We start from the raw sequence: 12,962 nt of genomic DNA, 5'->3' as shown, positions 1-12,962 counted from the left end.
CCTCAACCTTCCAGCCTTCCTACAGAACGGAACCCTCCTTCATGACCTCCACCCCCTGGCTTGCCGCCATGATCGCCCCCGCGCAGGACTTCGACGGCGCCCCGCTGCTCCGCAAGGAGTTCACGCTCGACGAGGGGCACGGTGGCGTGCTGAAGGCGACGCTGCGGGCCACGGCCTTCGGCGTCTACGAGGCGTTCATCAACGGTGCCCCGGTGGGTGACGACGTGCTGAGCCCCGGCTGGAGCTCCTACGAGTGGCGGCTGCGCTACCGCAGCTACGACGTCACCTCCCTGGTGGGTCCGTCCACGGTAGTTGGGGTTGAACTGGGCAACGGCTGGTACCGGGGACGGCTCGCCTGGCACGGCATGTCCAACCTGTACGGCAGCGAACTGGGGTTCTTTGGACAGCTGGACATTGAATTCGAGGACGGTTACGTCCAGTCCGTTGCTTCCGACACCAGCTGGCAGGCGGGCCCCTCCGGCACCACCTTCAACGACCTCTACGACGGCCAGACCATCGACGCCCGCCGCCGCCAGCAGGGCTGGGCGGAGCCCGGTTTTGCCCCTGGCGCTGACTGGACGGGCGTGCGGGAGCTGCCGTTCGACGCCGACCGGCTGGCTGAGCCGGTGGGCCCGCCCGTGGTGCGTGCCGGCGTCGTCCGTCCCGTGGAAATCTTCACCTCACCGGCCGGAAAGACGCTGGTGGACTTCGGCCAGAACCTGGTGGGCTGGCTGCGGTTCACCGTGCAGGGTGCGGCCGGACAAGCAATCACCGCGCGGCACGCGGAGGTCCTGGAAAACGGCGAACTCGGAACCCGTCCGCTGCGCTCCGCCAAGGCAACGGACACCTTCCTCCTCTCCGGCGGCCAGGACTTCTTCGAACCCACCAAGACGTTCCACGGCTTCCGCTACGCCGAAATCACCGGCTGGCCTGGTGAGCCCACGGAGGATGACCTCGAGGCCGTGGTGGTCCACTCCGACCTGGAGCGCATCGGCACCTTCGAATGCTCCAACGCACTGGTGAACCAGCTGCACCGCAACATCGTGTGGGGCCTGCGGGGCAACTTCCTGGACCTGCCGACCGACTGCCCGCAGCGCGACGAGCGGCTCGGCTGGACCGGCGACATCGCCGTCTTCGCCCCCACCGCCGCTTACCTGTACGACGTCAAGGGCTTCCTGCAGGACTGGCTGCTGGACCTTGCCGCGGAACAGAAGGAGCAGGACGGCCTGGTTCCCATCACCGTGCCGGATGCTTTGAAATACTGCCCGCAGCCGCCCGAGTTCCCGGCACCGGAATCGTCCGCGTTGTGGAGCGAGGCGTCCGTGTGGGTGCCGTGGGCGCTGTGGGAGGCGTACGGGGACCTGGGCGTGCTGCGGAATCAGTTCGAATCTATGGCTGCCCATTCCCGGCGGGTGGAGGGGTTGCTGTCATCGAGCGGGCTGTGGGACTCAGGCTTCCAGTTCGGCGACTGGCTGGACCCGGACGCCGCGCCGGACCAGCCGTGGGCGGCCAAGGCGGACACCGGCGTGGTGGCCACCGCCTGCATGTACCGGACCGCGCGGATCACCGCGCAGGCTGCTGGACTGCTGGCAAAGCCCGACGACGAGGCCTACTTTGAGGCGCTCGCCGCCCGGGTGCGCGCCTCCTTCGCCGAGCACTACGTGGCGGCGGACGGCACCATCCGCAGCGACTGCACCACCGTTTACGCCCTGGCCATCGCCTTCGATGTCCTGGCCACTCCGGAGCTGCGCGAGTTCGCCGGCAACCGGCTTGCCGAGCTGGTCCGGGACAACGGCTACCGTGTGTCCACCGGGTTCGCCGGGACGCCGTTCATCACCCACGCGCTCACCGACACCGGGCATATGGACGAGGCCTACCGGCTGCTCCTGGAGGAAGGCTGCCCGTCCTGGCTGTACCCGGTAACCATGGGCGCCACCACCGTCTGGGAACGCTGGGATTCCATGCTTCCGGACGGCACCATCAACCCCGGCGAGATGACCAGCTTCAACCACTACGCCCTGGGGGCCGTGGCGGACTGGATGCACAAGGCCATCGGCGGTATCCGGCCGCTGGCGCCGGGCTACGCCAAGGTGCTCGTCGCCCCGCAGCCCGGTGATGGCATCGACTGGGCCAGGACGTCCTTGAAGACTCCGCACGGTGAGGTCCGGGCGGAGTGGAGGCTCGACGGCGGCGCGTTCAGGCTCGAGGCGACGGTACCCGACGGGGTGGCGGCCGACGTCGTCCTTCCGGACGGCGAGCGGCACACCGTTGGGGGCGGCACGCACAGCTTCTCTGCGCCAGCCGCGTTGGCCGTCCCGGCAGGGGCATAGCAGTGTCCGCCTTGACCGAGCTGCTCGTGGTGGATAACGACTATGGCGGCGATCCGGACGGGCTGGTGGCACTGGCCCACATCCTTTTGCGGTGCGGCCCGGACGTGACGATGCTGGTGACGAGTTCGCCCTTGGATCCGGAACTGGCTGAAGCAGCCGGTGCTGATCCCGCAACTACAGCCAGCCAGGGCGCTGAACTCGTTGAGGAGCTCCTGGAGCTGATGGGGATCAACGATGTCCGGGTCATCACCGGTGCCGAGGCCCCCGGGACCAGCGAGGGTCAGGTCAGCGCTGCGGCGCGAGCAATTGTGGAAACCTCCGCGCGCTTTGAGCGGACCACGATTCTCTGCGGAGGACCATTGACCAACGTCGCTGCCGCGCTTCGACTGGACCCGGCGCTCGCGGATAGGGCGGCCCTGGTATGGGTGGGCGGCATCCTGGCCGACGCGGAGCGCGGCGAATACAACTCGGACACTGACGCCGCCTCGGCCACGGAGGTGGTGGCCTCGAAGATGCCCCTGGTCCGGATTCCTTACGAGGAGTACATGCGAATGACCGTTGGCGTGGACGCGGTGAAGAACGAGCTTGCGGCCGCATCGCGGGTTGGTTCCTGGCTGGCGGAGCGGCTGCTCGACGTCCCGCCGTTCGTGCAGCGGGGCAGCACGCTGACCCTGGGCGACAGTGTCCTGGTGCCGTTTGGGCCGGGCCCCGGAACCGCTGGGATCACTGGGGCCTGGGGAAGCGTCGTCCATCACCAAGTGGACAGCGCCGGATTGTGGAGGGACCTCATACGTCAGCTGGTGGCGGTGCGTTAGCCGGACCATTTTCTTAGGACCGTATAGGGGGTTTCACCTCTGGATCGCATTGTTGGCAGCGTGGTACTTTGACCGTCTTACGCCGTGTACAGCAGCCATCCAGGAGGAGTGCAGGCTCATGAGTGATACCAATTCCGCCGGAAACGTGGACGTCGTGGACATCCTGACCAGCGACCACCAGGACATGATTGCGCTCATCGGACAGATCAAGGGCACGGCCGGGGAAAGCCAGCGCAGGGACCTGGCGGACACCCTGATCGCGGAGGTCATGCGCCACGCCGTTGCCGAGGAAATGTACGTCTACCCGGCCATTGAGGACCACGTGCCCAACGGCAAGGACGAAGTGGAGCACGACAAGAAGGAGCATGACGACATCGTCAAGCTCATGAAGCGGCTGGAGAAGGTGGAACCTGCGGAGGCCGGCTTCATGGACCTGGTCAATGAGCTCGAGGCGCAGCTGAGCCACCATGCCAACGATGAGGAGTCCGAACAGTTCCCGAAGCTCCGCCTGCACATTCCCCGTGAGAAACTCGTCGACATGGGCGAAAAGGTCGAGAGGGCGAAAAAGCTGGCGCCGACCAGGCCGCACCCGAGCGCACCGCATTCCGAGCTGTTCCACAAGACCGTGGGGCCAGGCGTGGGCATGGTGGACCGGATCCTGGACAAGCTCACTGGCAGGCACACGGACTCCTAGGCCTGTCCGGGGCTTCGTGCCCCGGGACCGGGCGCGTTTCGCCGGCGCCGCTGTTCGGATCTGCGAGGATGGGCGAAAGAACCTTTTCCAGGAGGACTTATGCCCTACACCGTGGATTTCAAGAACGTGTCCACCCTTGGTTTGGAATCGTCGCCGGTGGCGGAGGCGCTGGCCGGACTGCGCGCCAACGAGGCTCGCTATTACAAGAATAAGTATGACCACGACTTCACCGTCACTCCGGCCGGGGATGCTCCGGACGTGGTCGAATACGTGCACAACATCCTGTCCTCCGAGCGCGACCTGGTGATTGGCTCCAAACCCCTCGAGGTCTCGGCCTTCGAAGTGGACGGGCTGCGGATGACGTACGTGTTCTACGAGTCCGGGCTGTCCATCAACGTCGTGTACGCCATCGAGGACGGGGGCAAGCGGGCGGTCGGGTTCAAGCTCTCTGACGGAATGGACGTTCCGGAGGAGCTGGCGTCCAGCTTCAAGTTCGCTCGCCAGAAGTCCAAGCTTGCGGGCACCATCCGCGGTTCCTATTTTGTGATCAAGGGCCAGTACTAAGAAGGCCTTCCAACGAATGAAATCCTCCCGGGCGACGTCCTGATTCGCACGGGAGGATGACTGGATGCACTCCAACCCCATCCTTTCGGGCTTTAATCCGGACCCCAGCATCGTCAGTACCCCGGACGGCTACTACATTGCGACGTCGTCCTTTGAGTACCTTCCAGCGCTTCCCATTTATCACAGCCAGGACCTGGACAGCTGGGAGCTTGTGGGCCACGTGGCCATGCGGGAGGAGCAGGTCCAGCTCGCCGACGTTCCCACGCCCGGAGGTGTCTGGGCGCCGACGCTTCGATACCGGGACGGGATCTTCTACCTGATTGTTACCGTGTTCCTTGGGGGCCGCGGCTGTGTGGTCTTCACAGCCACGGACGCCGCCGGACCCTGGAGCGACGGTGCCGTCATAGAAGCCGTCGACGGCATCGACCCTGACCTGGCCTGGGACGACGACGGGACCGCCTACGTGACATTTGCCCGGCATCCCGATGCGATCCGGCAGGTCCGGGTAGACCTTGCGACCGGGACGGCGCTCGAAGAACCCCGGCCCCTGTGGTCCGGCAGTGGCCTGTATGCGCCCGAAGGCCCGCACCTCTACCTCCGGGGCGGCTGGTGGTACCTGCTGGCGGCCGAAGGGGGAACCGACCGCGGCCACGCCGTTACGGTGGCACGTTCCCGCCGCCCGGACGGGCCGTTCGAACCGGCACCACACAATCCGGTCCTCACGGCCTCCGGAACAGGTTCGCCCGTCCAGAACACCGGGCACGCAGACTTGTTTGAGCTTCCCGACGGCGGGACGGCCATGGTCCTGTTGGGTGTCCGTCCGGTGGGCCTCACCCAGGCGTTCTCACCTTTGGGGCGGGAGACGTTCCTGGCCGCAGTGGACTGGATTGACGACTGGCCCCACGCCCGCATGCCCCAAGTGGAGGGGACGCGTTCCGAGAAGGTTGAGTACGACTTTTCATCTGGCGATGGCCTGGAGGATCCGGCCTGGATCAGTATCCGCAGGATGCCCGCACAATTTTCGGCACCCACTTCGAAGGGACTCCTCATCAGGGGCGAGGGGGCAACGCTGAGCTCATCCAGGCCCACCTTCCTGGCGCAGCGGCAGCGTCACCTCGGGATGGAATTCCGGGCCGTCCTCGACATCAGCTCCGGGACGGGCGGCATCGCCGTGCGCAACGCCGAGGACAACTGGTTCGGCATTGAGGCCAGGCAGGAAGGGGCCGCTGTCAGAATCACGGCGCGGGCCGTCGTGGCGAGCCTTGACCGCACCTGGGAGGTGACAGTTCCGGACGGCGAGGTCGAGCTGGCAATCGTGGCCTCGCCGCCACCGGCGGACTTCAGCGCCGGGGCCGTGGGCGGTGACAGGATCCGCCTGATGGTCAGGACTGGAGCACGTGATTCCGGGGGAGAGGGTGAGGCCGAAGACGTGCTGCTGACCGAACTCGACGGCAGGCACTGGGCCTTTGAAACGGCCAAGGCGTTTACCGGGCGGGCGTTCGGTGTCTTCGCCGTCGACGGGGAAGTCCTGCTGCGGCGCCTGTCCTATTGCGGGAAGGACTAACTGCGGCTTCTGACCGGTGGAGGCAGGTTCGGGGCTTGAACGGCAGCGTGCCTTGTCAGGTGCTAGCTGTTTTCAGGCTCCGCGATAAACCGCATGAGGGTATCCATGAGGTGGAGCGCTTTGCGTTCGGGGTCAAGGAGGAACTGGATCCGGAGTCCGTCGATCATGGCCAGGACCATGGTCACCTTGTCATCGGCGCTGAGTTCCTCGCTGTCCTGGGCGGTGGCCAGGCGCGTGCTGGTGAAGTGCTGGCGCATCCGTTCCCGGCGGGCGATGAAGAATTCGTGCGCCGGGTGCTGGGGGTTGGTGGCCGCTATCGTGATGGCGAGCCAGTTCCGCAACTGTTCAGGATGGGCAAAATCTTCCTGAAGGATGCTGCTCAGCACCTTTTCCCGCGGGACCTTGGAGTCAATGATCCGGCGGGCGAGTTCCTCGTCGTCGGTGTCGCGCTGCGCGAGGGCGGCCAGGAGAAGATCGTCCTTGGTGGCGAAATGGCGGAGCAACGCAGCGTGGGTCACGTTCGCACGGGCAGCGATATCCCGTAGGGATGCCCGTTCATAGCCGTGCTCGGCAAAGCTTGCTGACGCTGCCCTGACGATCTCCGCCCGGCGGGCAGGAGTCGTTGCATACGGGCCGCGTCGCCGTTGGCCGGCCTTTTTCCCGGTCTCTTGCCCGGCAGTGGTGGTCACGAACATCGTCTCTTTTCTGCGGCTTGCCTTTTCTTCACGCGGCTATTGCCAATTGTAACCACTCTGGCTACTATTTCTCGAAGAGTAACCACAGTGGTTACTATTGGCTTGCTTTCGACGCAGTTGTCGCACGGCGCCTGCATGCAGCGCTGGAAGCCATTCAATTAAGGAGTCATAGGTGACTACGAACGAACACGAGGGTTCTGGTTTCGTTGGGGGCGTCGCGGCCGCCCAGCCGGTACCGGGTAATCAGAATCCCGGTGAAGCCGCCGATGGTGTGGCGAGCGTTGCGGACGAACCCCAGTCGCCTGTGAGCAGGAGCTATATCCTCTGGCTGATGCTGGCGAGCTTCGGAGCGTCGATCGCCATGATGGTGCCGCTTTCGTACGGCATCGCGGTGCGGATCAGCGAGTTGGCCCCGGGCCACGAAGAGGTGCTTGGCTACATCACCGGTACGGCCCAGCTGATCTACCTGGTCATCAGCCCGATGGTGGGTATCTGGAGCGACCGCATGCGGTCCCGTTGGGGCCGCCGTACTCCGTTCATCTTCCTCGGCACGGGGATCGGCCTGGCAGGGCTGGTGGTGATGGGCCTTGCCCCGGACCTGCTGATCGTAGGGGCGGGCTGGGTGCTGGGCATGTCAGGCTGGTCCATTTCCGGTGCGGCGATCCAGAACCTGATGGCGGACAAGTTGCCGGACCAGCAGCGCGGGCGCGTTTCAGCCCTGACCTCGCTCATGACCCAGATCGCGCCCGTCCTGGGTATCGGGGTGGCCTACGCCGTTTCGTCGAACACCCTGCTGGTCTTCGTTGTCCCGGGTCTTATCGGCGCCGTCCTGCTGGCACTGCTTCCGATCATCAAGCCCGAGGGCAGTTCGAAAGAACTTGCCGTCAGTTCGGAGGTTACTGCCAAATCGGTGATCGCCAGCTACGGCTTCAACGTCCGCAAGTACCCTGACTTCGCATGGAACTGGCTGGGCCGCTTCGTGTTCTTCATCGGCCTGTACTTCAACACCACGTTCGGCACGTTCTTCTACGCACAGCGCCTCAACCTTCCCGTCCGGGAAGTAGCCGGGGTGGTCGCCACCATCGGCATGCTCGGCGTCGTCGCGGCCGCAGCGGGCGCGCTCCTCGGCGGATTCCTGTCCGACAAACTGCGCCGCCGGCGCCTGTTCGTGCTGATCTCCGCACTCCTCTTTGTCGGAGGGGCACTGGCAGAGGCAACCGCGTGGTCCCTTCCCCAGCTGATCATCGGCGCCGTGCTCATGCAGACCGCCATCGCCGTCTTCGCCACAGTCGACCAGGCAATCATTTTCGCGATCCTGCCCAACCGCAGTGAAACCGGGCGCTACATGGCAGTCGTGGCCTTCGCGCAGAAGATCCCGAGCGCCCTGGCACCGCTCATCGCTTCCCTGATTATCACCATCGGCGCCACCGGAGCAGAGAAGAACTACACGCTCCTCTACCTCACCGGCGCCGTCCTGGCCCTCCTGGGCGGCACCGTCATCGCGGTCAAGGTCAAGGCAGTCCGCTGAACGGGCCCCACGAAGGAAGAAGGACCGACATGGGCGGATCGCCCTACCATCTGGCCGTCGACGGCGGCGGAGACCAGTTCCCCGTCACGGGGCCTGCCCCCAGGCTGTCATGGAAGACTCCGGCGGATACCACCGCTCCCTACGAACTCGAAGCAACCATCGACGGCGCGCTCCAGCCCGCCGTGACGACGGACCAGCGGCTGTACGTACCCTGGCCGTGGCAGGCTCTGCGCAGCGGGCAACGGATCCAATGGCGGGTCCGCGCGGCAGACTCGGATGACTGGTCCGAGTGGTCTGCGTTCGAAGCCGGACTGTGGGACGCGGACTGGACCGCGTCCTGGATTACCCCTGTTGAAGAGGAAGACCCGGGCTACGGCCGCCGGCCCGCCTACCTCCTCAGCACCCACTTCGAGCTGCCGGCCGCCGTGACATCGGCCCGGCTCTACGCCACGGCACTCGGCGTCTACACCGCGGCGATCAACGGCGAACGGGCCGGTACCGCGGAACTGTCCCCCGGGTCGACGTCGTACGACCAAACGCTCTACGCGCAGGCCTTCGACGTGACGTCCTCACTGGTGCCGGGACAAAACCGGGTGGATCTTGAGCTGTCCGACGGCTGGTACCGCGGCCAGGTGGGCGCCTTCCGGCTGCCCGCCGGCTGGGGCACCACCCTGGGAGCACGTGCAGAACTGCACATCGAGCTCAGCGACGGAACCCGCCAGGTTATCCGCACGGACGGCACCTGGACGAGCACTCCGTCGACGACGACCCGCGCCGACCTGATGGACGGGCAAAGCGTTGACTTCGGCAAGCCTGCTGAACCGACGGTAAAAGTACTCGTGGACCAGGTCGAGGCGCCGCCTATCGACTGGTCGCCTGCTCCGCCGGTCCGTGTCATCGACTCCCGCGCGCCGGAACAGATCTACAAGGTCAGGCCGGGCGTTTGGGTGGCAGATTTCGGCCAGAACGCGTCCGGGTGGATCCGGCTCGAAGACCTCGGACCAGAGGGCACACGCACGGTCATCGAGTACGGCGAACACCTCGGCCCGGACGGGGACCTCTCAACCTCCCACCTCGATTCCCACCGGCCGGGAGAACCGGCAAGGATCTTCTCCCAGCGTGATGAAGTGACAGCAGGACCAGCAGCCGCAGTCTTCGAGCCGCGCCACACGGTTCATGGCTTCCAGTACGCCCGCATCAGCCGCGACGGAACCGCCTTGGACCCCTCGGCGCTGACCATGCAGGTGGTCCATACCGACCTTCGTCGCACCGGTGAATTCTCCTGCAGCAATGAGGACCTCAACCGGCTGCACAGCATCGGCGAATGGAGCTTCCTGGGGAACGCGGTAGATGTCCCCACCGATTGCCCCACCCGGGAACGGGTGGCCTGGACGGGCGACTACCAGGTCTTCATCTCTACGGCTACCAGGCTGCGGGACGTGCTCGGATTCAGCCGGAAATGGCTGCGCTCAGTCCGCGACGACCAGCTCGACGATGGACGGATCGCCAACTTCTCGCCCGACGGCCGCCGCATCAAGAACAACCTGGATGACCAGTTTGCGATGATGACCGGATCCGCCGGGTGGGGAGACGCGATCGTCGCCGTTCCCTGGGCCCTTTACGAGGAGTACGGGGATGAGGCGGTACTCGCCGAGAACTGGAACGCAATGGACCGATGGGTCCAATGGGCCCTCGACAAGGCCCGCACCACCCGCCACCACGCCCGCGCCCGGCAATCTCCCGAGCCGGAACCCTTCGAACAGTACCTGTGGGATGGCACCTTCCACTGGGGCGAATGGACCGAGCCGAAAAAGCGCGACGCCGACGGGAAACTGATCGACCCCGTCCAGGACAACCCAATGGCCTGGTTCATGGAAGACAAGGGCGAAGTGGGGACGGCGTACCTCTACCGCTCGGCGGCGACGCTCTCCCGTGCGGCCCATGTCCTGGGCCGCATTGCAGAGGCAGCCAAGTATGCGGACATCGCGGAGTCCATCCGGCTGGCATGGCAGGCCGCCTACCTTCATCCGGATGGCACCACCGTCGCCGACACCCAGGCCAGCTATGTCCGGGCGCTCTCCTTTGGCCTCCTGCCGGAGGATGTCCGCGGGCCAGCCGCGGACCGGCTCGTCGAGCTGATCCGGGACGCGGACACACATCTGGGAACAGGGTTCCTCTCCACAGGGGACCTCCTGCCGGTTCTCGTTGAGGCCGGCCGCGAGGACGTCGCCTATGAGCTGCTCCTGCAGCGCAGCGCGCCGTCGTGGCTGTACATGGTGGACAAGGCCGCAACCACCATCTGGGAATCCTGGGAAGGCATCGACCACGAGGGAAACGCCCACGACTCCCTCAACCACTACAGCAAGGGAACAGTCCTCCGGTTCCTCCACGAATACACGCTAGGACTGCGGCAGGATTCGGGGTCGGTGGCCTGGCGGTCCGTCGTCATCGCTCCAACCCCTGGCCCGGACCTGACCTGGGCGAGAGGGTCGCACGAAACACCCAACGGAACCATCAAGGTCCACTGGCAGCTCGACGGCGACGAACTCCGGATCGACGCCGTTATCCCGGCCGAAACCACCGCCCGGATCGTCTTCCCCGACGGAACCGAATACACCGCTGGCCCGGGTAGATACCGGGCGGCAAGATCCATTCCTTCCGCCAACACCCACCTAACGTACGCAACTTAGAGGACCAAAATGACTACTTTCCCCGACGGCTTCCTCTGGGGCGCCGCAACTGCCGGCCACCAGATTGAAGGCAACAACGTCAACAGCGACTGGTGGGCCCGCGAGCTCACCATGCCCGGTATGGAACTCTCCGGTGACGCCTGCGACAGCTACCACCGCTACCGCGAGGACATCGCCCTCCTCGCCGATGCCGGCCTGACGTCCTACCGGTTCAGCCTCGAGTGGTCCCGGATCGAACCGGTTGCCGGGCACTTTTCCAAGGCGGAGCTGGCCCACTACCGCCGCATGATCGAGTACTGCTTCGAGCGTAACGTGATCCCTGTCGTCACCCTGCAGCACTTCACCACACCTCAGTGGTTTGCGAACGACGGCGGCTGGCTGGCTCCGGATGCGTCCGAAAAGTTCCAGCGCTACGTCACCGCAGCCACGGACATCCTGGACGGGGTGGAATGGGTGGTCACCATGAACGAACCCAACATGCAGGCGGCCATCATGACGGCCATGCGCCGCATGCAGCAAAACCAGGGTGCCCAGTGGCAGAGCCCCACCGTCGAGGCCGAGGGGGAGAAGAAGCAGACACACAGCGACTTCCTCACCTACGCGGATCCCGAAATCGGGCGCACCTTCACTGCCATCCACCACGCCGCCCGTGACATTGTCCGGGCCCGCACCAGCGCCAAGGTCGGCTGGACCATCGCCGCCGGCGCACTCACTCCGGCCCCCGGTGGGGAGGAAAAGCTCCTTGAGATCCGGTACGGCAAAGAGGACGTCTACTGGGAAGGGAGCCGCGGTGATGACTTCGTCGGCGTCCAGGCCTACTCCAGCCAGGAAGTGGACGCCAACGGCCTCGTCCCGCACCCGCCGCACCCCGACAACACGCTTGTGGGTACCGCCTACCGCCCGGACGCGCTCAGCATGGCTGTCCGCCACGCCTGGGACGTCACCGGTGGTGTTCCGGTCCTCATCACTGAGAACGGCATTGCCACCGCGGATGACGAACAGAGGATCCGCTACACTACCGAAGCGCTCGCCGGCCTGCAGCAGAACATCGCTGGGGGCATCGACGTGCGTGGGTACCTGCACTGGTCACTCCTGGACAACTTCGAGTGGGGACACTGGGAGCCCACGTTCGGCCTGATCGCCGTTGACAGGGACACTTTCGTCCGGACTCCGAAGCCGAGCCTTGCCTGGCTGGGCGGGGTGGCCCAACACAACGCACTGGGCGCCGGGGTCCTCTCGTGACGGCCGCCTTCGCCGACGTCTCCGCCGCACCCCTCACTGAGCTCCTGTCCCTGGCCGGACGGAAGGCGGTGGTTACGGGTGGGGCCCAGGGGCTCGGCAAGGCCATCGCGCTCCGGCTGGCAGAAGCGGGCGCCGACATCCTCATCGGCGACATCAACGCCGAAAGGGCACAGGCCGCGGCTGACGAAATCAGCGATCGCTCTCCAGTGCGGGCGCTCGGCCTCGCCATGGACGTCACTGACTCAGAATCCGTCCGCGCCGCCGCTTCATCCGCGGCCAGGGAGTTTGGCGGCATCGACATCTGGGTGAACAACGCCGGCATCTTCCCCAGCGTTCCAGTCCTCGACACACCGGATAACACGTGGGAGCAGGTCTTCGCCGTGAACACCCGCGGTGTCTTCAACGGTTCCCGGGAAGCCGCCCGGCATATGTCCGGCGGCAAACGGGGCGGGGTCATCATCAACATCGTCTCCACCGCCGGATTCACCGGGACGGCTCCCGGGCTCTCCGCCTATGTCGGATCCAAGCACGCTGTCCGGGGCATGACGAAGCAAATGGCCCTTGAGTTCGCTCCCCTCGGGATCCGCGTTCTTGGGGTAGCACCCACCTTCGTGCCTACGGAAGGCAACATGGCCGCGGCCGCAGTCCACCCGGCAACGGAAGAATCCGGCCGGGCCATGACGGTAATGACCAACAGCCTCATCGGCCGGATCGGAACCCCCGACGACATTGCACGCGTCGTCCTTTTCTGCGCGAGCGACCTGTCCACAATCATGACCGGAAGCACCCTCCTCGCCGACGCAGGGCAGACCATCTGATCCCAGCGCCGTGCAGAGAAGC

Annotated in this window: 10 protein-coding genes; 9 read left to right on the top strand and 1 reads right to left on the bottom strand. The window is 65.6% G+C overall.

What is annotated here, in order from left to right; all coding sequences use genetic code 11:
- Positions 1-41: 41 nt before the first annotated feature.
- The 5 genes from Q9R31_RS08235 to Q9R31_RS08215 all read left to right on the top strand — a co-directional run bounded on the left by Q9R31_RS08235 (position 42) and on the right by Q9R31_RS08215 (position 5,967).
- Entirely contained in the window at positions 42-2,330 is a 2,289-nt protein-coding gene (locus Q9R31_RS08235; protein ID WP_311262234.1) for a family 78 glycoside hydrolase catalytic domain, read from the top strand.
- 2 nt (positions 2,331-2,332) lie between these two features.
- Positions 2,333-3,145, top strand: a complete 813-nt coding sequence (locus Q9R31_RS08230; RefSeq protein WP_311262233.1) for a nucleoside hydrolase — start codon at positions 2,333-2,335, stop codon at positions 3,143-3,145.
- Between the two features lie 118 nt (positions 3,146-3,263).
- Positions 3,264-3,839, top strand: a complete 576-nt coding sequence (locus Q9R31_RS08225; protein WP_311262232.1) for a hemerythrin domain-containing protein — start codon at positions 3,264-3,266, stop codon at positions 3,837-3,839.
- 99 nt (positions 3,840-3,938) lie between these two features.
- Positions 3,939-4,403, top strand: a complete 465-nt coding sequence (locus tag Q9R31_RS08220; protein ID WP_311262231.1) for a phage tail protein — start codon at positions 3,939-3,941, stop codon at positions 4,401-4,403.
- Between the two features lie 64 nt (positions 4,404-4,467).
- The gene (locus tag Q9R31_RS08215; protein ID WP_311262230.1) at positions 4,468-5,967 is read left to right on the top strand and encodes a family 43 glycosylhydrolase; all 1,500 of its coding nucleotides are present in this window, start codon (positions 4,468-4,470) and stop codon (positions 5,965-5,967) included.
- Positions 5,968-6,029: 62 nt separating this feature from the next.
- On the opposite strand, the gene Q9R31_RS08210 is transcribed toward Q9R31_RS08215, so the two are convergent.
- Positions 6,030-6,656, bottom strand: a complete 627-nt coding sequence (locus Q9R31_RS08210) for a TetR/AcrR family transcriptional regulator (RefSeq protein ID WP_311262229.1) — start codon at positions 6,654-6,656, stop codon at positions 6,030-6,032.
- A gap of 178 nt (positions 6,657-6,834) precedes the next feature.
- On the opposite strand from Q9R31_RS08210, the gene Q9R31_RS08205 reads away from it, so the two are divergent.
- Genes Q9R31_RS08205 through Q9R31_RS08190 form a run of 4 tightly spaced genes read left to right on the top strand, consistent with a single transcriptional unit; the run spans position 6,835 to position 12,940 of the window.
- Positions 6,835-8,190 carry an MFS transporter gene (locus tag Q9R31_RS08205; RefSeq protein ID WP_311262228.1) on the top strand — a complete coding sequence of 452 codons (1,356 nt, stop codon included), beginning with the start codon at positions 6,835-6,837 and terminating at the stop codon, positions 8,188-8,190.
- Between the two features lie 29 nt (positions 8,191-8,219).
- The gene (locus Q9R31_RS08200; RefSeq protein WP_311262227.1) at positions 8,220-10,880 is read left to right on the top strand and encodes a family 78 glycoside hydrolase catalytic domain; all 2,661 of its coding nucleotides are present in this window, start codon (positions 8,220-8,222) and stop codon (positions 10,878-10,880) included.
- 9 nt (positions 10,881-10,889) lie between these two features.
- Positions 10,890-12,122 carry a family 1 glycosylhydrolase gene (locus Q9R31_RS08195; RefSeq protein ID WP_311262226.1) on the top strand — a complete coding sequence of 411 codons (1,233 nt, stop codon included), beginning with the start codon at positions 10,890-10,892 and terminating at the stop codon, positions 12,120-12,122.
- A complete protein-coding gene (locus tag Q9R31_RS08190; protein WP_311262225.1) occupies positions 12,119-12,940 on the top strand; it encodes a glucose 1-dehydrogenase in 822 nt (273 codons plus the stop codon). Before Q9R31_RS08195 ends, Q9R31_RS08190 begins: the two co-directional genes overlap by 4 nt.
- Positions 12,941-12,962: the final 22 nt, after the last annotated feature.

Source organism: Pseudarthrobacter sp. BRE9 (assembly GCF_031844305.1).
Classification (GTDB): Bacteria; Actinomycetota; Actinomycetes; order Actinomycetales; family Micrococcaceae; genus Arthrobacter.
The sequence above is the reverse complement of the archived record's forward strand: the minus strand, read 5'-3'. Positions and strand labels throughout refer to the sequence as shown.

Coding starts and splice junctions, on each gene's coding strand:
- Q9R31_RS08220 (WP_311262231.1), top strand. CDS start 3,939: ATGCCCTACACCGTGGATTTCAAGAACGTGTCCACCCTTGGTTTGGAA.
- Q9R31_RS08195 (WP_311262226.1), top strand. CDS start 10,890: ATGACTACTTTCCCCGACGGCTTCCTCTGGGGCGCCGCAACTGCCGGC.
- Q9R31_RS08215 (WP_311262230.1), top strand. CDS start 4,468: ATGCACTCCAACCCCATCCTTTCGGGCTTTAATCCGGACCCCAGCATC.
- Q9R31_RS08225 (WP_311262232.1), top strand. CDS start 3,264: ATGAGTGATACCAATTCCGCCGGAAACGTGGACGTCGTGGACATCCTG.
- Q9R31_RS08200 (WP_311262227.1), top strand. CDS start 8,220: ATGGGCGGATCGCCCTACCATCTGGCCGTCGACGGCGGCGGAGACCAG.
- Q9R31_RS08235 (WP_311262234.1), top strand. CDS start 42: ATGACCTCCACCCCCTGGCTTGCCGCCATGATCGCCCCCGCGCAGGAC.